This window comes from Streptomyces sp. NPDC048484 (genome assembly GCF_040651415.1).
Classification (GTDB): Bacteria; Actinomycetota; Actinomycetes; order Streptomycetales; family Streptomycetaceae; genus Streptomyces.
The window spans coordinates 139,964-160,505 of record NZ_JBEZJY010000015.1; the positions used below are offsets into that span (position 1 = coordinate 139,964).

At 71.6% G+C, this 20,542-nt stretch carries 18 protein-coding genes; 5 read left to right on the forward strand and 13 right to left on the reverse strand.

From position 1 onward, the window contains the following. Positions 1 to 69: 69 nt before the first annotated feature. Positions 70 to 1,431 carry an SLC13 family permease gene (locus AB0D14_RS17360; RefSeq protein WP_362779596.1) on the reverse strand — a complete coding sequence of 454 codons (1,362 nt, stop codon included), beginning with the start codon at positions 1,429 to 1,431 and terminating at the stop codon, positions 70 to 72. Positions 1,432 to 1,603: 172 nt separating this feature from the next. On the opposite strand from AB0D14_RS17360, the gene AB0D14_RS17365 reads away from it, so the two are divergent. Both AB0D14_RS17365 and AB0D14_RS17370 read left to right on the forward strand, forming a co-directional pair. Further along, positions 1,604 to 2,326, forward strand: coding sequence for a FadR/GntR family transcriptional regulator (locus AB0D14_RS17365; protein ID WP_362779598.1), 723 nt, complete (start codon positions 1,604 to 1,606; stop codon positions 2,324 to 2,326). Between the two features lie 24 nt (positions 2,327 to 2,350). Then, positions 2,351 to 3,154 carry a peptidase E gene (locus tag AB0D14_RS17370; protein ID WP_362779601.1) on the forward strand — a complete coding sequence of 268 codons (804 nt, stop codon included), beginning with the start codon at positions 2,351 to 2,353 and terminating at the stop codon, positions 3,152 to 3,154. Between the two features lie 15 nt (positions 3,155 to 3,169). On the opposite strand, the gene AB0D14_RS17375 is transcribed toward AB0D14_RS17370, so the two are convergent. Both AB0D14_RS17375 and AB0D14_RS17380 read right to left on the reverse strand, forming a co-directional pair. Then, positions 3,170 to 4,483, reverse strand: coding sequence for a VanZ family protein (locus tag AB0D14_RS17375; RefSeq protein WP_362779604.1), 1,314 nt, complete (start codon positions 4,481 to 4,483; stop codon positions 3,170 to 3,172). 9 nt (positions 4,484 to 4,492) lie between these two features. Beyond that, positions 4,493 to 4,789, reverse strand: a complete 297-nt coding sequence (locus AB0D14_RS17380; RefSeq protein WP_362779606.1) for a DUF6640 family protein — start codon at positions 4,787 to 4,789, stop codon at positions 4,493 to 4,495. On the opposite strand from AB0D14_RS17380, the gene AB0D14_RS17385 reads away from it, so the two are divergent. Together AB0D14_RS17385 and AB0D14_RS17390 are read left to right on the forward strand one after the other, a co-directional pair. Then, positions 4,773 to 5,909 carry a MerR family transcriptional regulator gene (locus AB0D14_RS17385; protein WP_362779609.1) on the forward strand — a complete coding sequence of 379 codons (1,137 nt, stop codon included), beginning with the start codon at positions 4,773 to 4,775 and terminating at the stop codon, positions 5,907 to 5,909. The genes AB0D14_RS17380 and AB0D14_RS17385 overlap by 17 nt on opposite strands. 105 nt (positions 5,910 to 6,014) lie before the next feature. Beyond that, entirely contained in the window at positions 6,015 to 6,944 is a 930-nt protein-coding gene (locus tag AB0D14_RS17390; protein WP_362779711.1) for a hypothetical protein, read from the forward strand. Here AB0D14_RS17390 and AB0D14_RS17395 read toward each other — a convergent pair. The 10 genes from AB0D14_RS17395 to AB0D14_RS17440 form a co-directional block, all read right to left on the reverse strand. Next, positions 6,925 to 7,542 (reverse strand): hypothetical protein, encoded by a 618-nt coding sequence (locus AB0D14_RS17395; RefSeq protein WP_362779611.1) that lies wholly within the window; start codon positions 7,540 to 7,542, stop codon positions 6,925 to 6,927. The two genes, AB0D14_RS17390 and AB0D14_RS17395, sit on opposite strands and share 20 nt — an antisense overlap. Further along, positions 7,520 to 8,389: an FkbM family methyltransferase gene (locus AB0D14_RS17400; RefSeq protein WP_362779613.1), complete on the reverse strand. Its 870-nt coding sequence runs from the start codon at positions 8,387 to 8,389 to the stop codon at positions 7,520 to 7,522. Before AB0D14_RS17400 ends, AB0D14_RS17395 begins: the two co-directional genes overlap by 23 nt. Then, entirely contained in the window at positions 8,386 to 8,703 is a 318-nt protein-coding gene (locus AB0D14_RS17405) for a Trm112 family protein (protein WP_362779615.1), read from the reverse strand. Before AB0D14_RS17405 ends, AB0D14_RS17400 begins: the two co-directional genes overlap by 4 nt. Next, on the reverse strand, positions 8,603 to 9,655 hold the full coding sequence (locus AB0D14_RS17410; protein WP_362779618.1) for a hypothetical protein: 1,053 nt from the start codon (positions 9,653 to 9,655) through the stop codon (positions 8,603 to 8,605). Before AB0D14_RS17410 ends, AB0D14_RS17405 begins: the two co-directional genes overlap by 101 nt. Positions 9,656 to 9,658: 3 nt before the next feature. Continuing rightward, a complete protein-coding gene (locus AB0D14_RS17415) occupies positions 9,659 to 10,399 on the reverse strand; it encodes a class I SAM-dependent methyltransferase (protein ID WP_362779621.1) in 741 nt (246 codons plus the stop codon). Then, a complete protein-coding gene (locus AB0D14_RS17420; RefSeq protein ID WP_362779624.1) occupies positions 10,396 to 11,760 on the reverse strand; it encodes a condensation protein in 1,365 nt (454 codons plus the stop codon). The genes AB0D14_RS17415 and AB0D14_RS17420 overlap by 4 nt, the downstream gene beginning before the upstream one ends. After that, the gene (locus tag AB0D14_RS17425; protein ID WP_362779713.1) at positions 11,757 to 16,520 is read right to left on the reverse strand and encodes an alpha-(1->3)-arabinofuranosyltransferase; all 4,764 of its coding nucleotides are present in this window, start codon (positions 16,518 to 16,520) and stop codon (positions 11,757 to 11,759) included. The genes AB0D14_RS17420 and AB0D14_RS17425 overlap by 4 nt, the downstream gene beginning before the upstream one ends. Then, complete coding sequence (locus AB0D14_RS17430) at positions 16,517 to 17,224, reverse strand: class I SAM-dependent methyltransferase (protein WP_362779715.1); 708 nt, start codon at positions 17,222 to 17,224, stop codon at positions 16,517 to 16,519. Before AB0D14_RS17430 ends, AB0D14_RS17425 begins: the two co-directional genes overlap by 4 nt. Positions 17,225 to 17,451: 227 nt before the next feature. Further along, entirely contained in the window at positions 17,452 to 18,603 is a 1,152-nt protein-coding gene (locus AB0D14_RS17435; RefSeq protein WP_362779627.1) for a glycosyltransferase family 4 protein, read from the reverse strand. 588 nt (positions 18,604 to 19,191) lie between these two features. Then, positions 19,192 to 20,169, reverse strand: coding sequence for a DUF3068 domain-containing protein (locus tag AB0D14_RS17440; RefSeq protein ID WP_362779629.1), 978 nt, complete (start codon positions 20,167 to 20,169; stop codon positions 19,192 to 19,194). 219 nt (positions 20,170 to 20,388) lie between these two features. Here AB0D14_RS17440 and AB0D14_RS17445 point away from each other — a divergent pair, with 219 nt between their 5' ends. Then, the gene (locus AB0D14_RS17445) at positions 20,389 to 20,541 is read left to right on the forward strand and encodes a hypothetical protein (protein WP_362779631.1); all 153 of its coding nucleotides are present in this window, start codon (positions 20,389 to 20,391) and stop codon (positions 20,539 to 20,541) included. The last annotated feature ends 1 nt before the right edge of the window (position 20,542 follow it).

A 20,542-nucleotide genomic window follows, 5' to 3' on the forward strand; every position in this document is an offset into this window, starting at 1 on the left:
GGGCCGTGGTTGTCCGTACCGGGGCGGGTGCCCTGGAGACGGGCGCCGCCCTGGGGGCGGGCGCCGTTGTCACCCCCAGTCGGGTACCACCAGCGCGAGCCACACCACGGCGGGAACCACGGCCACCACGATCCCTCCGTACATCATCAGCTGCCGGAAGAAACGCTCGCGGTCGACATCGGGTGCCGCGGCGAGGACCAGGGCCCCGTTCGTCGAGAACGGGCTCACGTCCACCACGGTCGCCGACACCGCGAGTGCCGCCACCATGCCGACCGCCCCGATCTCGCCCTGCGCCAGGAACGGCACGGCCAGCGGAATCAGCGCTCCCATGATGCCGACCGAGGAGGCGAACGCGGAGACGAGCGCGCCGATGTAGCAGAGCAGTACGGCGGAGAGCAGCGGGATACCGATGTCGCTGACGCCCTCGCCCGCCCAGTCGATCGTGCCCATCTCGTCGAGCACGCCGATGTACGTCAGCACACCGCAGATCAGCAGAACCGTCGGCCAGGCGATCTGGTTGACGGCGGCGCGGCTGACCTGAGGCCAGAAGGCGCTGAGCAGGACGGCGAGGGTGATGGAGGTGAGTCCGGCGTCCAGGTCGAAGGCGAGCACGGCGACGACGAGGGCGACCAGGGCGGCGAGGGTGGCGATACGGGCGGGGTCAAGGCGGGAGGCATCCTCTCCGGCCTCGTCACTGGTCTTGTCACCGGCCTCACCGGATTTCTCTACGACTCCGTTTCCTGATCCGGCTCCTGCTCTTGATCCGGCTCCGGCTCCGGTCCCAGCTGTGGCCTTCTCAGGCACGTCCTTCACACGCTCGGCGGCGCCTCTCAGCTTCAGCCCTCCGAACAGGACGAATACCACGGCCGCGATCACCAGGTTGACGACGAGGGAGGCGAGGAAGAGGGCGATCTCGTTGCCGGGAAGCTTCTCGCGCTCGACGATGCCGTTGACGATCGACCCGTAGATGCTGATGGGGGAGAAGCCGCCGCCCTGGGCGCCGTGCACCACCATCGCGCCCATCAGCAGCGGGCTGATGGAGTACCGCGCGGCGAAGCTCAGGGCGATCGGCGCCACGATGGCGACGGCGGCCGGACTGACCGCTCCGATCGCGGTGAGCGCGCCGGTCAGCACGAACATCACCCACGGGATCAGCACGACCCGCCCGCGCACGAGCCGGATCGAGGCGTGCACCAGCCAGTCGGTGGTGCCGTTGGCGCGGGCGATCGCGAACAGGTACGTCACGCCGACGAGTACCACGAAGAGGTCGCCGGGGAAGCCGGCGAAGATCTTGTCGGCGTCGAGGTCCGCGACGAGTTCGCCCACTCCGAAGGCGGCGGCGAATGCGAGGGCCCCCATGTTGATGGACCGGGTGGTGGCGATCACGAACACCACGACGAGCACAAGGATCGAGATCAGTTCGGCGGACATACGGGCTCCCGTCTTTGGGTCCCTTGTCGAGCGGGGGATGGCGTTCCGACTGGCAAAGTGGCTGAGTGGCTGGACCACATTGGCCAGGCGCGGTGGAAAGCGTCAAGAGAGATGACGTAAATTGGCTCAGCCACTCGTCCGCCAGATCGAGAGGTAAGGGGGAAGACCGGACATGACCGACGCACTGCGGCCCATGGGGTCCAAGCCACGCCTGTACGAGCAGGTCCTCGACCGGCTGCGCAGTTACGCGGCCGAAGGCGGCCTCGGAGCCGGTGACCGGCTCCCGCCCGAGCGCGACCTGGCGGCCAGGCTCGGTGTCAGCCGCGCCTCCGTGAAGCAGGCCATAGTGGTCCTGGAGGTCCAGGGGCTGGTCGAGGTCCGCCACGGCGGCGGCACCTACCTCGTCCGTGACACCCTCGACGCCGAACCGGTGGAGCAACTCGTCGACCGCCGCCGCCGGTTGCCCGACGTACTCGACGCCCGCGAGGCCCTGGAGACCAAGCTCGCCGAACTGGCCGCCGAGCGCCGCACCGACGAGGACGTCGCCGCCATGGACGCGGCCCTCGTGCACATGCGGGCCGAGATCTCGGCGGGCGAACACGGTGTGGAGGGCGACCGTCTCTTCCACGCGGCGGTCACGGCCGCAGGGCACAGCGGCCTCCTCGCCGAGTTCATGCGCTCCATCGCCGACCAGATCACCGAGAGCCGCCACGAGTCGCTGCGCCAGCCGGGCCGCCCCACCCGCTCCCTCACCCAGCACCGCGCGATCTTCGACGCGATCGTCGCCCGCCAGCCGGGCCGGGCCGCCGCCGCGATGCGCCGGCACGTACAGACGGTGGCGAGGGTACGGCTGCTGGACTGGGACCCCGAGGAAAACGACGAACAGGGCCCCTGACGCCCGCCGTTAGGATCGCGCGTCATGACCGAGCCCGCCACGCCACTCACCACAACGCCACTCACTCCACTACCCATGACGCCGTCCGCGCCACCACCCACCATCCTCGCCACTTCCGGAGGTCATCGCGCCGGAGGCAGTCGTGCCGGCGGCGGCCGGACCATGGTGGAGTTCAACGCCCTGGTGCACCACGCGGTCGAACTGTCGGGCGCCCACGGCCGCCGCCCCCGCGTGATGTACATCGGCACGGCCATCGGCGACGCCGAACACTTCACGGCACGGATGACCGAGGCCGCCCGGGTCGCCGGGTTCGACCTCACTCCGCTCCACCTTTTCCCGATGCCCAACCTCGACGACGTCGAAGGCACTGTCCTCGACCAGGACGTCATCTGGGTCATGGGCGGCTCGGTGGTCAACCTCCTCGCGGTCTGGCGGGTGCACGGCCTCGACGGCATCCTTCGCAAGGCATGGCATTCGGGCGTCGTCCTCAGCGGGGTCAGCGCGGGTTCGATCTGCTGGTTCCAGGGCGGCACCACGGACTCGTTCGGCCCCGAACTCCGGGCCGTGAACAACACGTTGGGCTTCCTTCCCTACGGCAACGGTGTCCACTACGACACCGACCCGGGCCGCCGCCCCCTCATCCACGACCTCGTCGCGAACGGCACCCTCCCCACCACCCACTGCACCGACGACGGGGTGGGTCTGGTCTACCGCGGCACGGAACTGGTCGAGGCCGTCACCGAGATCCCGGGCAAGGGCGCGTACATCGTGACCCGCGACGGCGACACGGCCACGGAGGAACGCCTGGAGCCGCGACAGTTGCCGTGATCGACCGGACAGGTCCTAATTGGAGACTCGGTCGGGCTTGGGCTCCTGAGGCAGTTGGTGCAGGGCCTGTTCGGGCGGGGCCGAGGGGGACGGCTTCTGCGGTTCGACCGGTTCAACCGGTTTGTCCGGGCTCCCGCCCCGCCGGGCCGTGGCGTGCGGCAGGGCCTCGTTCCGTACTCCGGAGAGGATCTCGTGCAGACCGAGGCCCTGGGGATGCCTGCGGACTGCCCGTACGCACCAGACAACGAGGGCCAGGCAGGCGAACGGGGCGAGGAGCAGGGCCAGCCCGCTGACCGGGTCGGCAGCCAACGTGTAGACCACGTCCCGGTAGCCGACCCCGCCCGCGACCTCGATCAGGGCGGAGGGATCGGTGCCGGCGGCCGGCAGAGTCGCTCCCGCGATCAGCCACACGCCAGCGAAGGGCAGACCGAGCACCGCCGCGCGCAGCGCGAGCGCGCCGTGCCCCGGCCTGCCGCCGCTCCCCGTCACGAGCTTCACCAGCAGGACGTGCTTGCCCGGAGTCGCGCCGCTCCACCGGGGCACCACCACGAACCACAGCACCCAGACCACAGGCGGGACTCGCAGCACGGCGTCGGCCCCCATGCTGAGGAAGACGAGACCGCCGACGGCTCCGGTCAGCAGGGCGGCACCCGTCATGTCCAGCAGCAGGGCCACCAGGCGCCGCCCGAAGGGGACCTTGTGGGGGTCGAGCGCGCGGTCGTCCAAGGCGTTCAGGTCCGGCAGAACGCGGGCCAGCGGGCCGGCCGCCGCCCAGCCGAGTGCCGCTCCCGCCGTGTTGACGATGAGATCGTCCACGGAGAAGAGGCGGTACGGGCACGCGTACAGGCCCCACAGCCCCGTGTACTGGGTGAGTTCGAGGAGGAGCGATCCGGCGAACCCTGCCGCGGTGGCCGCTATCGGCCCCCTGCGGAAGTGGATCCGTACGAAGGCCCCGAGCGGGAGGAGCAGGAAGAGGTTGAACACCGTCTGCCAGACAGCGGAGTTCTCGAGCACCAGCGCGTTGAAGGTGACTCGGTGGTGCGCCTCCTTCCAGATGTCCGTGAAGGCCGTGCCGGGCATGAACTGGGGATCGGCGAAGGACGGGTACCTGGCGCAGACGTCCACCGACGGGGACGGCAGCGGCACGATCGTCAGACACAGGGCCGTGAGTGCGTAATACACGCCGCCGTAGAGCGAGAGCACGCGCCAGCGGGTCATGACGCCGTGCCGCCGGTAGATGACGACCGCCGTCGGCACGAACATCAGGAGGGCGAGCCCGGGGAAGACCAGGGCGGCCGTGCGGATCGGCAGCAGGTATACGTCCGTCATGCGGCGCCACTATACACAGCAAGTATACATGCTGCGTATAGTGGGCTCCGTCTGCGGGTGGGCGTTGTGGAACTTCGCGTGCGGCGGCCAGGCGGGGTTGTGGATGTGGGTCTCGTTCCAGTTGGCGGCGTAGGGTCCGACGGCCGTGGTGACGGCCGTGGTGACGGTCACCGCGGTGATGGGGACGGAACGTATTCCCGCCATGTCGCGAGGGAGTTGACCTTCACCTTGGGGGAGCCCACAGCATCGGTGGAGCCGGGCGATGTGCTCGGCATGAGGAGGAGCGACCATGGGACTGCTGACCATCGGGACGTTCGCGAAGGCGTCCCGGCTGTCGCCGAAGGCACTGCGTCTTTACGACGAACTCGGCCTGCTGCGCCCCGCTCGCGTCGACCCGGTGACCGGCTACCGCCTCTACGCACCGGAACAACTGGAGCAGGCCCGACTGGTCGCCTGGCTCCGACGCCTGGGTATGCCCCTGGCCCGCATCCAGCACATCTGCACGCTGGAGGCGGATGCGGCGGCCCAGGAGATCCGCGCGTTCTGGGCCCAGGTCGAGGCCGACACCGCCGTACGGCGGGAGCTGGCCGCCTTCCTCATCGACCACCTGTCCTGGAAGGACCCTGCCATGTCCCCGACCGCCAAGCCCCTGGGAATCCGTTACGCCGCCCTTTCAGACACGGGCCTTGTCCGCGAGAGCAATCAGGACACCGCCTACGCCGGGTCCCGCCTGCTGGCCGTCGCCGACGGCTACGGCAGCGGCGGAGCCCCCGCGAGCGCGGCCGCCGTCGACGCGCTCAAGCGCCTCGAAACCGACACCATCCCGGCGGGCAGTCTCCTCAACGTCCTCGAAGACGCCGTTGAACAGGCCAGGCAGGCCGTGCAGGCAGTGCAGGCAGTGCAGGCCGTGCACGGCGTCGCCGGGGCCGGCTCTTCACCCGAAGCCGATGAGGCCGGCACGACGCTCACCGCGATGCTCTGGACCGGCTCGCAGCTGGCCCTCGTCCACATCGGCGACTCCCGCGTCCATCTCCTGCGCGACGGAGAGCTGTTCCAGATCACGCACGATCACACCATGGTCCAGTCGATGGTCGACGAAGGACGCCTCAGCCTGGAAGAAGCCGCCTCCCACCCCCAGCGGTCCCTGCTGATACGAGCCCTGGGCCCCCTGGACCAAGGAGCCGACGCTGCCCCCGACATGCGTCTTCACGACGCCCGGCAGGGAGACCGTTACCTGCTCTGCTCCGACGGTCTGTCCACCGTCGTGCCGACCGGAGAGATCCGCCGGGTGCTCTCCGGGGTCAGCGATCCCGAGCAGGCCGTCCGCGAACTCATCGCCCTCGCCAACGGCGCCGGCGGCCCCGACAACGTCAGCTGCGTGGTCGCCGACGTCGTGGAACTCCACCCCCGTCCCACCCAACTGTAGGCACCGCAGGTCAGAACCTCGCCCTGCCCCTGGTCGGACCGGTTGTTAACCTGCGACCGGCATCACCGGAGCCGACACACCCTTGAGGAGCCCGTCGTGGCACGCATCACTCCCCGCATCGCACTGGTCACCTGCCAGGAGGTGCGCGAGTCCGGGTACGACCCTGACCTGCCCGTCCTCGCGGACGCCGTGCGGCAGGCAGGGGCAGGGGCAGAGGCGGGGGACGGGCTCGGTGCGGGGGCTGACGTCTCCGTCGTGTGCTGGGACGACCCGGACGTCGAGTGGGGCGGCTTCGACCTCGTTCTGATCCGCTCCACCTGGGACTACAGCTGGCGGGCCGCCGAGTTCCTGGCGTGGGCCGACCGGTGCGGTGCCGCGACGACGCTGGCCAACCCGCCGGAGGTCGTGCGGTGGAACGCCGACAAGCGGTACCTGGGTGATCTGGCCGCCGCCGGGGTGCCCGTCGTCGACACGCGCTACCTCGCTCCGGGAGACCCGACCGGCCCGGACGTCCTGCCCGACGACCGCGAGTACGTCGTCAAGCCGACCTCCGGGGCCGGAGCCAGGTACGCGGCCCGCTACACGCCCGAGGACCCCGAGAGCCACGAGACCGCCGTACGGCATCTGGAGCGGATGCACGCCGAAGGGCTCACCGCGATGGTGCAGCCGTATATACGGAGCATCGACACGGCGGGCGAACGGGCCCTCCAGTTCTTCGGCGGACGCTACCTCCACGCCATCCGCAAGGGCGCCGTCCTGGAACCCGGCACCGCCTTCGACGACGACAAGGTCCCGCACCCGAACCTGCGGCCCTGGGAGCCGAGCCCCGCCGAACTCGCCGTAGCGGAGCGGGCGTTGGCCGCCGTTCCCGGTGCGCCGGAGCTGCTCTACGCCCGTGTGGACCTGGTGGACGGCGACGACGGGGCACCCCGTGTCATGGAGCTGGAACTCGTCGAGCCCAATCTCTTCCTCTTCCTGCACGAGGAGTCCGTGCCGGTCGTCGCCGAGGCCGTCGTCAAGGCTGCCGCCCGGTGACCGCCACCCGCTGAAGCAGCCCCCACGTGAACTCCGCCACGCAGTCCCGCCGTACGCCGCCGTCCGGGGCGTCCGAGCTGTCCGGCGCAGTGAACGCCAGCCCCCACCGCGTCGGCGCCGTCCCCTCCAGCGGCCGGGCCGGTGCGAAGGCGCGGGCGGCCTCGTCGACCGTGCAGGACCAGGGCGCCAGATCGTCCAGTGCGCGCAGCTCGGGAGAGGGGGCGCCCGGGGCGCGGACCAGCCACTCGTTCCAGGCCACGCCGCCCGTGGCCACCAGCACCTCGAAGCGGAGGTCCGGCCAGAGGGGGACCGGCCACAGGAACGCCTCGCAGGACAGGTCGCCGATCCGGCGCGGTGTCACCGACTCCGGTTCGCCCAGGATCGAGCGGTAGCGGGAGAGGGCGCCCCGGCTGCGTGGGGTATGCCTCATCGCCTGCCAACGGCGGTTGGCCTCGCGCATCTCCGCGACCGAGGCGCCCAGCGTGTGGCGGGCGTCCTCCACGAGGTCCGCGTTGTGATCCGCCATGCGGCGCAGCAGGACGAGCTGGAAGTCGAGCGGGGTGAACGGGCCGGCGTCAGCCGGCTTGGCGGGAGGCATGCCTCCCATCGTCTCGTAGGTCTTGTACGTGTCGTACGTCTTGTCGTACGTCTTGCCCTCGCGCCGCGTGCCGCTCGCCCGGGCGCCGGCCGTCGGGGAGGAAGAGCACCGAGTTCACGTAGCGGACGTACCCCGGGCCCTGGAAGGGCAGTACCCGGCGCAGCAGGCCCTGGGAGACCACGTGCGAGGCGCTCGCCTGGTGGGCCTCCAGGTCGAAGGACGACAGCGGCAACCAGGTGTCGCCGGGCAGCACCCAGCCCTCGTAACCCCGCTCGGAGAGGTGGGAGACCACCGTGTCGATGGGCTGGATGCGGACCTCCAGCTCGATGAACAGGGCCGGGCGGTCACGGCTGAGGAGGGCACTCGCCCCGCGCAGCACCGCCAGCTCGTTGCCGTCGACGTCGATCTTGATGAAGCCGACGTCGTGGAGGTTCAGGCTGTCCAGGGTGAGGCAGGGAACGTCCAGCGCGCGGGCGTGGATGTCCCGCCGGACCAGGGACGAGACGCCCCGGTCGCCCTGGTCGCCGGGCGGTAGCCAGAGGCGGGCCGTGCCGGAACGGTCGCTCGCGGCGGCGTGGACGACCCGGACGTTTCCGGGGGTCACGGAGGTGAGCAGCCGGGCCAGGTGCGGGACCGGCTCGACCGTCACTACGCGGCGCGCCCGGCCCGACAGCCGGCGGGTCCAGGGGCCGTACCAGCCGCCCACGTCCACGGCGGTGCCGCAGCCGCGCGGGCAGAGGTCACCGAGCCGGGCCAGTTCGGGCTCGAAGCGCGGATAGACGAACCGGGCGGCGGCGGCGACCATCCGCACCGGCACGAAGGGGGCGAGACGGGCTGCCAGGGTCATGGGGTGGCCTTCCCGGGGGCGCGGGGGTCGCGGCGGGAGCCGCTGACGCGCAGCAGCAGCTTCTCGTGTTCGTCGTCCGTCACCTGCTCGCCGGAGGACGGGAGGAGCTGCGGGATGCCGTCCACGATCGGATAGCGGCGGCGTAGCCGCGGGTTGTAGAGAGTCTCCCCGGTTCCCCCGGTTCCCCCGGTTCCCCCGGTTCCTTCAGTTTGCTCAGTTCCCTCGGTGCTCTCCGTCTCCCTTTCGAGGAGAAGCAGCGGCCCCTTGTCCAGCGGGCACGCCAGTATCTTCAGCAGCGGGTCGTCCGGGTTCATGACTGGGTAACTCCCTGGAGGGGGTCGGGGGTTGTGGTGACTGCGGCGGGGGCTCCGCCTGCGCCGAGGGCTCCGGCGCTGCGTCGTGCTTGGGCATCACGAGGAGTACGGAGACCGCCAGCGCCGTACCGCCGGTCCGCAGCGTCAGCCGCAGCGGGTCCTCGGGCAGCGCCTCGCCGAACGCGACCGTGCCGAGTACCGCCGTGAACAGACAGGTCACCGTCGTACAGACCGGCACGATCAGCGAGGCCCGGCAGCGCTGCAGCGCCGCCTGCGACATGACCAGGCCGAACACTCCGGTGAAGAGCAGGAGGTACGGGTAAGGGGAGCGCAGCAGACCGAGCACCGCGCTGCCGAACCCGCTCGTGGTGAGGTGGCTCGACACGCCCTTGATGGCCAGCGAACTGACCCCGTACAACAGGCCTACCGCCACGCCGTACTCGACGCCGGTCGTCGGCATGCGGTGCCGGTGGCGGGCGCGGCGCTCGGCGGCCCCGTACAGCCCGACGCCCAGTGCGAGCGACGGTACGCAGACCAGCAGGATCAGCGGGGCGGGAGCGCTGCGGCTGACCGGGTCGGAGCCCTCCTTCAGGGACAGCACCACCATGAGGAGCGCGACGAGGATCGCCCCGAGTGCGTACCGCTCGCGGCCCGAGGTCTCCTCGCCGAGCAGCACCGAGGAGAGCAGTACCAGGATGACGAGCCCGGAGACGAAGATGCCCTGCGCGGCGGCGATCGGCAGGGTGCGGTAGACGACGAGCTGCGCGCCGAAGCCCGACGCCAGGGCGAGGGACCCGCCGATCCACAGCCAACTGCCGAGGACCAGCCGCAGGAGACGGGCGGGCCGGCGGACACTCACCTCGGGCAGCGCCGCGAGCGCTCTCTTCTCCAGCACGAATCCGGCGCTGTAGAGCACGTTCGCCAGCAGGGCCGCGGCCACCCCCCACCACATGGTCTACGTCCTTCGCGCGTGCAGCAGAAGGATGGAGGCCATCGACGGGGCGCGGCACGCCAGCCGGTCCAGCGGGCGCAGCGGCCGCGGCACGCCGTGGAAGGGCGCGCCCCGCAGCCGTACGACCTCGAAGCCCGACGCGGTCACGAACTCCCGCAGCGCGCGGGCCGTGCAGAGCCGCAGATGCCCCACCACCTCCGAGCCGGGGCGGCCGTGGATGGCGCGCAGGCTCACCTCGGAGAAGACGGGCTGGACACCGGCGAGGAGCAGGGCGCGGTTGTACCAGGCGGCCAGGTTCGGGGTGGAGAGCATGAGGTGACCTCCCGGGCGGAGGATCCGGTGGATCTCGTCGAGCGCCGCGTCCGGGTCGACGAGGTGTTCGACGACCTCGCTGAACAGGACGGCGTCGGCGGAGGCGGACCTGAACGGCAGGCCGCCGTCGGTGAGTTCGCCGCGTATCGCGTACGGGAGACGGGTGTGGGCGCGTCTGAGGGCGTCCTGGGACCAGTCGACGCCGACGATGCGGTGGCCGGCGAGGAGCGGTGCCGCCGTCGCGGCCGCGGTGCCGTCGCCGCAGCCGATGTCGAGGACCGTGCGCGCACCGGCCGTGGCAGGGCCGAGGGCGGCGGCGAGCATCCGGGCCTGGCGCAGGCTGCGGGACGTGCCGGACGCGACCGGGACGGCCGGGTCCTCGTAGAAGTCCCGTAGTCCGTGCGGGGCCTTGCGGGTCGGGGCCGTGGTCATGAGGCACTTCCCGGGTGGCGATCCGTACGGCTTTCCGTATGGCGATCCGTGGCGTGTTCCGTCGCGTGCAGGTAGTGCTCGAAGAGGTCACGGAGGTGGCTGCCGTCGCCGTGGCTCAGCAGGGAGCGGGACCAGCGGAGCGCCAGGTGCAGACGGCCGGCCGTGGAGGCCGTCGTCACCGTCAGCCCGCGCGGCATGCGGGCCGGCGCCGAGAACCACACCGCGTGCGCCCGCCCCGCCTCCTCGCCGAAGTCGAGGGCGTACGGAACGCGGCCGATGTTGCTCAACAGGGTGGTCGACGTCCACGGCCCGGCGGCCTTCCGCAGCCCTCTGGTGAACGCGGCCCGCCAGGCCACGGGAACCACGGGCGCCGTCAACAGGGAAGCACCGTGGCCGAGTTGGGGACGCGGCTGGGCCTTGAGGGTGCGGGTGCGGTCCGCCGTGCGGCGTAGCAGCGCGGTCATGTCCGAGGCGTCCAGCTCCTCGGGGGTGAAGGGGACCTCGACCAGCCGGGTGCCGTTGCCGATCGGCATGTCCGTGCCGCGCGGGCGGTCGTCCACCGGCATCGTGATGCGCAGCGGACGCGGGCGGGCGCCGTGCTCCCGGTTCCAGTGCGTGATCATCAGCGCGGTCGCGGCCATCAGCTGGTCGTTCACGGTGTACGGGGCGCCCTTGGGCCGGCGGGGCACGCTCAGCTCGGCGACGAGCATGCCGTTGCCGTGGTGCTGGGGAGGCTCGGGTGTTCCGTGCGCCACCCGGGCCGGCGGTGCCCAGGTGGAGGGGGTGTCGGGGGCGACCGAGGTCTCGGCGGTCGTACGTGTCGGGGGCGCGGCCGGGGAGTTGTCCCGGCCGCCGTACAACTCCGCAGCGGTGGCCAGGACCCGCAGACAGGCCGGACCGTCGAGGGCGGTGTGGTTGATGGTGAGGAACAGGACCGTGCCGTCGGCCCGCGCGTCGCGGACGACCTCCAGCCGGATCGGCGGCGAGGCCGAGAGCGGCGGGGCGTCGCGCAGCGCTCGGTCCCGGGCGTGCTTCAGCGCGTCCCGGTCCGGCGCCGGGAGCAGGACGACCTCCACATCGGCCTCGGGGGTGAGTTCCCACTCGTACCGCCGCCCGTACCAGGGGCGCGCCGCCTCACGCATCAGGATCCGGGGGTGGCGGCGCAGGGCTCCGGCCAACGCCCTGCGCAGGCGGGGCGGGTCGAGGAGGCCCGGCAGGTGGACCTCGATGTGGACGGTCTCCGGTTCCTCCTCCTGGAGGCAGTGCCGGGCGACCTCGTCCACCACGGGGAACGGGATCCGGGCGGGCGGCCCCACGGGGCCGTCCGTGCCGTCGCGTGCCGGGTGGTCCAGCGTGGTCATGTGGGTTCGCCTTCCCCGGGCTTCTCACGGCGGGCCGCTCTGGAGTCCTCGGGCTCGGCGGACTGCGCCTCTTCGGACCGGGACCTGCCGGACCCCGGCTTGCGGAACGGCATGCGCGCGGTGGGCGGGTCGGGCTCCGCCGGCGGGGACCCCGGCCCGCGGGCCGACACGGTCGGCCCGGACGCGGACCGCGGGGGCGCCTTCGGCGCGAAGGGCGGCGGCGGCGCGCCGGGAGCCCCCGGTGCTCCGGGCGCTCGCGCGGCTCCCGGCGCTCCCGAGGCACTCGGGGTTTCAGACGCTCCCGGGACTCCCGGAGCCCCGGCCCCCGGGGCTCGCGGTGTTCGCGGGGCTTCTGGCGCTCCCCAGGCACCCGGCGCCCCTGTCGCGCCCGCAGCCCCCGGGGCTCCGGGCGTTCCCGGAGGCCCGGCCGCGGTGGACCCCGTGGACCCGGTGGACCCCGTGGTCGTTCCGGGGTCCGCGTTGTCTCCCCGTGTCCGCTGGGGCAGAGGTGCCGTCGGCGCCTCGGACCCCGGTGGCGGAGGCGGCAGCGCACTGGCGCCCGGATACCCGGCGCCCAGACCCCCTCCGCCTGCCCGGTTGCCCCCGCCGCTGTCCAGGCTCCACCTGCCGCCCCGGGTGCCGTACGCGGCCTCGCCGACCGTCACCAACCCAGCGAACAGGCCTACCAGTGCCAGCAGTTGCGCCGTACGCCCGAACGCTCCGGCCCCCTCGGAGACCGGCTCCCCGGCCCCGGTCGCGGCGGCGATCCCGGCCCCCGCGAGGGCGAGGAACGCGAGCGGCACCAGCAGCGCGTGCCGCCGTCGGGCGAGCAGTGCCAGCACCGGCACCAGCAGTGCGAAGAAGCCGGCGATCAGGATCCCCACCAGAGTGAGCACGACCGTGCCCAGGATCAGCCCGGGCGGGGGCGGCACCGCCGAGGGCTCGTCCGGATTGGGTGAGCGCCGCCGGAACAGCACGAGCCCCGCGAGTGCCAGGACCCCGATCCCACCGCCGATCAGCCCGGCCTCGTACAGCGTGGACGGCTCGTACGAGAGGTGTACCGTGCCGCCCTCGCCGGCCGGGATCCGCCAGCCCTGCTGCCAGCCGTCGAGCCGTACCGGGTCGAGCTTCCGGCCGTTCAGGGTGGCCTTCCAGCCGTCGTTGAAGTTCTCGTACGTCGTCAGGTAGGACGCCGCGCCCGAGCCGACGGTCACCTCGCGGCGATCGCCGAGCCAGTCCCGTATGCCCAGTTCACGGCTCTGTGCGGTGGGCGTGGTGACCGTGCCGCGGGTCAGCGTCACATCGGTGACGGCCAGCGGTCCGGCGTCGCCCGCCTCGACCCGGTGGGCGCCCGAGGGAAGCGACAACTCGTCGTCCGAGCGGCTTTCCTGGCAGAGCGTCAGCTCGACCGGCCGCCGCTCCACCAGGTCGCCGACGGTTCCCTTGGCGCTCGTCTCGTACAGCTCGTCGTCGACGGCGAGCGTCGGGCCCTTCCCGCAGGGCAGGTCGAAGGCGCGGGAGGAGAGGGCCTTCGGGGTGCGGTACCGGTCGTTCAGGGCGGGGATGTACGCCTCGGTCAGCCCGGCCGGCAGTTGCAGGTCCTCGTCGGCGAGCGGGTTGTGGACGGTCATCGGAGCCGTCTCGGTGATGGTGATGTCGAGCCGGTCCGTGGTGATCGGATCGAAGCGGACGACGCCGTTCTCGTCGACGTCGGCGGTCGTCGAGCCGTCCGGGGAGCTGATGTTCACCTCGGTGGGCCGGGAGGACAGGCCGCCGGCCGGGGCGAGGACGATCTCGCCCACCGGCTGCTTGTCGGGCCAGCGCAGGTGGATGGTCGGATCGTCTCCGGCGATCCACGCGGTGGTCAGGTTGCCGTCGGTGAGGTTGCGCGGCGACAGACCGGTGCCGAGGAGGGCCGTCGAGCCGGCCGTCGCCGTGATCCGGTCCCGCTGTTCGGGCGCGACGTCGTACAGCAGCGCGTCGAGCGCGTCACCCGGTACGGGGACCGCGCTCGCCTTCACCGCGTACGTGCCCGCCGACTTGGAGGTCCAGCGGCGGTGCAGCCCGACCTCCGTGCCCGTCGGGGAGAAGCCGCCCGGGTCGGTGGCCCGGTGCAGGGAGACCGTCTCGGCGGCGGCGTCGGTGCTCTCGGCATCCGTCGGGAGCCGCAGCATGCGGGTCACCTGGACGTCCGGAACGCTGATCTCGGAGAAACCCGCGCCGGACAGGCTGGACTTCCGGGCCGCCGAGTCGACGACGGTGACCTTCAGCCAACTCGTCGCCCCCTCGGGGGCCTTGATGCGCTGCCGGGTGCCGTCGGCCCGGAGCGTGCTCGTCTCCGAGCCGCGCTCGGTCTCCACCCGTACCCGCGTCGGCGCCGAGCGCACCATGTCCTGCGGCAGCGGAGTGACCCGGATCGACGACGGGATCTCCGTCTCGTCCGTGAAGCCGATCCGCAGCCACTGCCCGTCCGCCGAGCCCGCCGCGCCCTCGGCCCACGCCGTGTCCGGGTTGCCGTCGAAGGCGTTCACCGGGTCGTACTGCGGCAGGTAGAACATCCAGTTGCCGCTCGACGACGCGCTCACCGAGCGCGCTCCGCGCAGCTCGGCCACCGTCTGGTGCCCGACCCCGGACGTCGGCAGGATCTGGTGGGGCTTCTCCCCGGCGTTCTGGAAGCTGCCCGAGTGATTGCGTTCGTCACGGGTGTACGTGTACGAGGTGTTGGCGTTGACCAGGCCGAACCGGGTGTCGGCGCGCCGCAGCCCGTCGCCCACCACCTGGAGGTCGGGGGAGCCGAGACCGGGATGGTTGTCGCCGGTCAGCACGGTCGCCCGGCCCCGCATCGTCGGGTCCGCGGACATCGGCAGCAGTGCCTCGGGCCCGCCGGACACGACGGCGGTGTCGGCGACGGCCTTCAGCCCGGCCTGGCCCGGCCGTGGCACGTCGGCGGCCGGCTCGTAGATCTCGACGGCACGCTGCCGCGGATACAGCCCCTCCACCTGTACGGGAGTGTCCTCCGCGATGCGCCCGCCCGTCATCAGCGGGCCGAAGCCGGTCATGCGCCGGTAGCCCGACTCCTCCAGGGTCCGCTTCACGGTCGCGGTCGGTACGGAGCCGAGCTGGTCCGGGTCGAGATCGTTGCGCACGACGACGTAGTGGACACCGGCCCGGCCCAAGTAGTCGGCCAGTCCCGGGACTTCGCCGCCCGTCAGGAGGGACTGCTCGACCGCGTCCATCGCGCGCCGGTTGCCCGCGGTGCCGAACGGCACGTAGTCCCGCTGGGCCCAGCGGGAGTCGGCGAGCACGTCGAGTGGCTGGTCGATGGGGGAGCCCCAGGTGTAGATGCCGTGCGCGGTGGCGGGCACGACGAGGGCGCGGGAGTCCGGCGAGTACTTCTCCAGCCAGTTGGCCGTGGTCTGCCAGTACTTGGGCAGCTCCTGGAACGAACCCGGCTGCAGGATCGCCCCGTTGAGGTACGGCCAGGCGAGACCGGGAAGTACGAGGACCGCCGCGACCAGTGCCGCGTACCGGCGCCCCCGTATCGGCCGGGCGCCCTGGGCGCGGGCGGCGACTCCGACCAGGTGGGTCAGCCCCAGCACCAGCGCGAGCGCGAGACCGGTCTGGAACTTGTAGATGTTGCGGAACGGGACGAGCCCTCCGTTCAGCCAGTCCTGGACCACCCCGTGGAAGGGCGCGCCGAACGAACCGCCGTAGCCAGCCAGGGTGATGAGCGCGACCGACAGCACGGTCAGCACCAGCCAGCGCCGCTCGGGCAGATCCCGCCGGGCCAGTCCGGCGAGGCCGAGCCCGGCCGCCAGCGCCGAGGAGACGATGGCGACCGCCGAGGCCGCCACGGTCCAGCCGGCGGGCAGCCAGGCCTCGCCGAAGTGCAGATACGCGACCCAGTTGCCGGCGCCGCGCAGCGCCTCCGTCGCCGACATGGTGTCCGTCGTGGTCTGCGAACTCTCCACGTACGGCAGGAAGTTCTCGCCGTAGATGCCCAGCACCAGCAGCGGGACGACCCACCAGGCCGTCGCCAGGAGCACGCCCGGCACCCACCAGGCGATCAGCTTGCGCTGCCGTGGGCCGCGCGGGCGGGAGAGGAGGTAGAGACCGACCGGCAGCAGGGAGGCCAGCGTCGAGGCCGCGTTGACCCCGCCCATGCAGGGGATGACCAGCGCCGAGCGCAGGGCGGCGACCCGGGCGCTGTAGCGGTCGTTCGTCAACGGCAGCAGCACCCACGGCAGGAAGGCACCGGGGAGCGCGGCGGCCGAGGTCGAGCCGACGACGATGGTGAACACCGGCCACAGCGCGTACACCATCGCGCCGAGCAGCCGGGACGCGGAACTGCCGATGTTCAGCCGCTCCGCGAGCCGCAGCGCGCCCCAGAAGGCGACCGCCACGATGAGTGACATCCACAGCCGCTCGGCCAGCCACACCGGAAGACTGATCAGATCCGTCAGCCAGTAGTACGGCAGCATCGGGAAGGCATAGCCGACGTACTGGTCCGCGATGCCGCCGAAACCGCCCTGGTCGTGCCAGAGCTGGCCCAGGTCGGCGAGGAACCGCCGGGGGGCGAGCGCGACCCCGAGCTTCGTGTCGAAGGTCTGCCTGCCCGGGTCCACGGCAAGGAAGAGCACCAGGACCACAGCCCAGAACCCCAGCAGCCACCGCCTCGACCGGGGCTCCTGCTCAGGGCCGGGATCCGGGGCGAGGGGGCGGGTCGTCGCCGGGGGAGGGGCCTGGACCGTGCTGGTCATGGACACCGCCGGAGGATGAGGAGGAGGTTCCAGGTGGCGAACTCACGCAGTCCCGGCGCCCTGGCGACGGTCTGGGCGAGGAACGGCCAGTAGCGGGAGCGCGCCGAGACGACCAGGACGTCGTCCCGGGCGCGCACCTGCCGCAGGGTGGGTCCGATGTGCACGGCGAAGAGGTTCTCGCCGAGGGTGTGCTTGGCCGGCCTGCCCGTACGGCGCCGGTAGCGGGCGCGGGCCCGCTCGGCGCCCAGGTAGTGCCAGGGCGCCCACTCGTGACCGCCCCAGGGGGACAGCCAGTTGGTGAACGACACGTAGATCAGTCCGCCGGGCCGGGTGACGCGGACCATCTCACTGAGGAAGGTCTGCGGGTCGGCGACGTGCTCAAGGACGTTGGAGGAGAAGCAGACGTCGGCCACCCCGTCCGCGAGCGGCAGCAGATACCCGTCGGCGACGACGGACCCCTCCGGCGGCCTCGGGCCCAGTTCCCGCGGGTCCGGCTCGAAGAGATGGCCGTGCGCGCCGCGCCGCCGGAACTCCGCCGTGAAATAGCCGCCCCCGCCGCCCACGTCCACGACGGTCCGGCCCCGCACCGGACCGTCGTACGCCTCCACCTGGTCGGCGGCGTCCCGGGCGAGCAGCGAGTAGCAGGCCTCGGGGTCGTCCTGTTCATGGCGGAAGGCACGGAAGAGGGCCAGGGAGCGGCGCAGCGAAGGGTCCCTGAAGCCCGTGCCCGGGCCAGGGGCTGTGCTCTTGCGCTGAAGAGCTTGAAGAGCTTGAAGAGCTTGAAGGGCCTGAAGAGCTTGAAGGGCCGCCGCTCGCGCAGGAACTTCCTGCCGGGCGGCCCGAGCGGCCCGAGCGGCCTTCTGCCAGGTGGGCTTCCGCCGAGGGGGCTCTTGCCCGGGGGGCTTCTGCCGGTGGGTGTTCTGCCCGGAGGTCATGGCGTCCCGCCCCTCACCGCCTCCGTCGCCACCGCTCTGAACTGGCGTACCGTGCGGCTCCAGCGGTACTGGGCGGCGCGGTTGCCGGCCGCCCTGCCCATGAGGGTGCGGCGGTGGGAGGACAGGGCGAGGGCGCACCAGGCCGCGGCGAACGAGGACTCGCCGCGGGCCAGCAGGCCCGTCTCGCCGTCCACGATCGAGTCGCACAGGCCGGGCACGTCGAAGGCGATGGCCGGGGTCTCGCGGGCCGCCGCCTCCGTCACCACCAGACCCCAGCCCTCGACGGCAGAGGGGTGCAGCAGCAGCCAGGCGGCACAGAGCAGCCGGTGCTTCTCGGTCTCGGAGACATGGCCGGTGAACTCGACGCCGGGACCGGCGAGTCGCTGGAGCCGTTCCCGCTCGGGTCCGTCACCGACGATCACCAGCCGGCCGCCGGTGACCGGGCGGACCCGTTCCCACAGGCGCAGCAGCAGATCGATCCGCTTGTACTCGACGAGCCGTCCCATGGCCAGGAACATCGGCTCCGGCGAGCGTGCGGCGGGCGGACCCGGCTCCTCCACACCGTTGTGCACGACCCGGATGCGCTCGCGCTCGACCCCGATCGCGCGCAGCGCCTGTGCCGTCGACGGGGAGACGGCGACCAGCAGGTTGTTGCGCTGTGCGCCGGCCAGCGCCCAGTGTTCGAGTCTTCGCCCGAGCCGGGCGGCGGGCGCCAGCGGTCCGCCGAACCGCATCCGCCACAGGTCGGTGTGCACGTGGTTGACCAGGCAGAGCGTGGGTCCGTGGTGCCACAGCGGCGCCAGGTACGGCATGCCGTTGCAGACCTCGACGAGCAGGTCGCAGTCGCCGACCTGGCGCTGCAACGCCGATCTGGCGCGCAGGTAGTGGCCGAGGTCGCCGCCCGCCGACACGACACGGTAGTCGCGGCATGCGGCGGGGCCGCCGCACAGCAGGGTGACCTGGTGGCCGAGGTGGGTCAGCCCCTCGGCGAGTCTGTCGACCAGCAGTTCGGAACCGCCCGCTGCTTCGTTGCCGAAGTCACGGCGGGCGAGAAAAACGATTCGGCGCGGCTGTGGGGGAAGCGCCGGGTGTCGCTGCGCGGAGCGGGGAAAGGCGGCGCGCAACGACGAAGGCACGTGCTGGGGCATAGGTGCTCCAACTCGTCTCGGGGTGCGGAACCAGCGTGTGGCGTGGGGGGTTGGCAAGGCTCGGTGCGTGGGTGGTGACGGTCTTCCGGTGCGGATCGGTCGAGGTCGTCGAGGTCGGTCGGGGTCGGTCGAGGTACGGCGGGGCCTGTGGGGGGCCCGCCGTGCGTGCGGTCGTACAGAGCGCGGTCGTACGGAGCAGAGCGCGGTCGTACGGAGTGCCGTCGTACGGATGCGGTCGTACGAGGATCGGGCTGTGGATCTTTCGGTTCCCGTGGTGCGTGCTACGAGGTGCGGGAGTCCTGAATTTCCCGCGGCGGGAATCCGTATGGATCGGTGGAGCCGATGGGTGGAACTCGTCGTTGGAGCTGATCGGTGGAGTCGATCGGTGAAGCTGATCGGTTGAGCTGATCGGTTGAGCCGGTCTGCAGGGTCTTGCGTGGGGGGTGTTCCGTGGGGGGTGGCGGGGTCCTGCTGTGACGGGGATGTGGGTGGGCTGTGTTCGGGTGGGGTGGACAGTTTTCGCCCGACGGCTCGATGCGGCTACTCACCGAAGTGATAATTTCGGGGCTTTGTGGAGCTGACGTCTCATCACATTGTGAGCGCTTGCTGGGAGCTCTCGGACGTATCGGGATGCGGACGCCCGCGTGCGACCAAAACGGCACCCACGACAGCCAGGACGAAGCCGGCGATTCCGGTCCCCAGCGGCAACGTCCGCCCCACCATGCGCAGCAGACCGCTGTCCGTGTCGGCGAGATCCACCTGCTCCTTCTGGGTCTTCGGGGTGAACGCGATCCGCTTGCTGTCGAGCAGGACGACGGCGTCCTTCTCGCTCCCGGGCGCCCGGAGCGTCTTGCGGGGGCCGATCGCCGCGTAGATGATCCGCCCCGTGCGCTGGTCGGCGACCAGCTCGACGCCGTGGTTGGCGTACCACTCCTCGGCGAGTACCTGACCTGCGTCCTTCTCGCCCACGATGGTGCCCGGCACGAGCCGGGTGCCGGTCTTGGTGGCGGGCACGGTGCCGGTGAACCGGAGGCCCTCGTACCCCTGGATCCGCTTCTTGCCCTTGTACGCCAGCGTGACGGTCGAGCCGAGCGTGTTGTCCCACCAGATGTAGGAGCGTTTCTGCACGTCGAAGGGGAACTTCAGATACGCCTCGCCCTCGAAGTACGGCTTCTCCTCGCAGCAGTGGACCGGCTTGTTCGTCCTCCGGTCGGTCACCCAGCGCTCCATGGTCCACTGGAGCGCGTCGTGCGGGTCGGCCGCGGGCAGCGACTTGGGGGTGTCGACGGACGTGGACACGTCCCAGACCGCCCGGCCGCTCTTCTCGCTGTCGGAGACATCGCCGCGGACCTGCCGGGTGATGGTGATCTTCTTGTCGCGGACGGTTTCGATCTCGTCGGTGTCGAAATAGCTGCCCGTACCGGTGAACACGGTCGTCGAGTCGATGTCGACGGGTGTGCGCTGGGCGCGTGGTTCGACATACCAGGTGAGCAGTGGGGCCAGGACGAGCAGGAACACGCCCAGACCCAGGATGACCAGTGAAAAGGGTGTGGCTGTACGGCGCATCCGGGCACTCCAAAGGCTCGTGGTGACACGGCACGAACGGGTGCCGGCACGCGGGGGAGGGTGCAGGTGCGGTATGGGCCGGGAACCGTAGGCGCACCCTTGACGAAGTGTCAATGCGTTGTTGAGACTGAGGACTTGCCGGGCGGGGCCGGTACGTCGGGGTGGGCTCCCGGCGGAGCGCCAGGGTGGGGGGACCTCCGACAGAGAGGCTGACCCGCGATGCCCAGACTGCTCGCCGCCCTGCTGACCGTGACTGCCGCCGCCGTACTCGCCGTGGGCGCCGCCCTCGGTATCGTCGCGCTGCTCGACGCGACCCCCGATCAGCCGAACACCCCACTCATCACCTATGAGACGGCCGGCCGGGAGCGCTGAC

Coding starts and splice junctions, on each gene's coding strand:
- AB0D14_RS17405 (WP_362779615.1), bottom strand. CDS start 8,703: ATGAACCCGGACGACCCGCTGCTGAAGATACTGGCGTGCCCGCTGGAC.
- AB0D14_RS17375 (WP_362779604.1), bottom strand. CDS start 4,483: ATGACGGACGTATACCTGCTGCCGATCCGCACGGCCGCCCTGGTCTTC.
- AB0D14_RS17395 (WP_362779611.1), bottom strand. CDS start 7,542: ATGCCTCCCGCCAAGCCGGCTGACGCCGGCCCGTTCACCCCGCTCGAC.
- AB0D14_RS17420 (WP_362779624.1), bottom strand. CDS start 11,760: ATGACCACGCTGGACCACCCGGCACGCGACGGCACGGACGGCCCCGTG.
- AB0D14_RS17425 (WP_362779713.1), bottom strand. CDS start 16,520: ATGACCAGCACGGTCCAGGCCCCTCCCCCGGCGACGACCCGCCCCCTC.
- AB0D14_RS17360 (WP_362779596.1), bottom strand. CDS start 1,431: ATGTCCGCCGAACTGATCTCGATCCTTGTGCTCGTCGTGGTGTTCGTG.
- AB0D14_RS17410 (WP_362779618.1), bottom strand. CDS start 9,655: ATGTGGTGGGGGGTGGCCGCGGCCCTGCTGGCGAACGTGCTCTACAGC.
- AB0D14_RS17445 (WP_362779631.1), top strand. CDS start 20,389: ATGCCCAGACTGCTCGCCGCCCTGCTGACCGTGACTGCCGCCGCCGTA.
- AB0D14_RS17435 (WP_362779627.1), bottom strand. CDS start 18,603: ATGCCCCAGCACGTGCCTTCGTCGTTGCGCGCCGCCTTTCCCCGCTCC.
- AB0D14_RS17400 (WP_362779613.1), bottom strand. CDS start 8,389: ATGACCCTGGCAGCCCGTCTCGCCCCCTTCGTGCCGGTGCGGATGGTC.
- AB0D14_RS17385 (WP_362779609.1), top strand. CDS start 4,773: ATGGGACTGCTGACCATCGGGACGTTCGCGAAGGCGTCCCGGCTGTCG.
- AB0D14_RS17365 (WP_362779598.1), top strand. CDS start 1,604: ATGACCGACGCACTGCGGCCCATGGGGTCCAAGCCACGCCTGTACGAG.
- AB0D14_RS17380 (WP_362779606.1), bottom strand. CDS start 4,789: ATGGTCAGCAGTCCCATGGTCGCTCCTCCTCATGCCGAGCACATCGCC.
- AB0D14_RS17440 (WP_362779629.1), bottom strand. CDS start 20,169: ATGCGCCGTACAGCCACACCCTTTTCACTGGTCATCCTGGGTCTGGGC.
- AB0D14_RS17370 (WP_362779601.1), top strand. CDS start 2,351: ATGACCGAGCCCGCCACGCCACTCACCACAACGCCACTCACTCCACTA.
- AB0D14_RS17415 (WP_362779621.1), bottom strand. CDS start 10,399: ATGACCACGGCCCCGACCCGCAAGGCCCCGCACGGACTACGGGACTTC.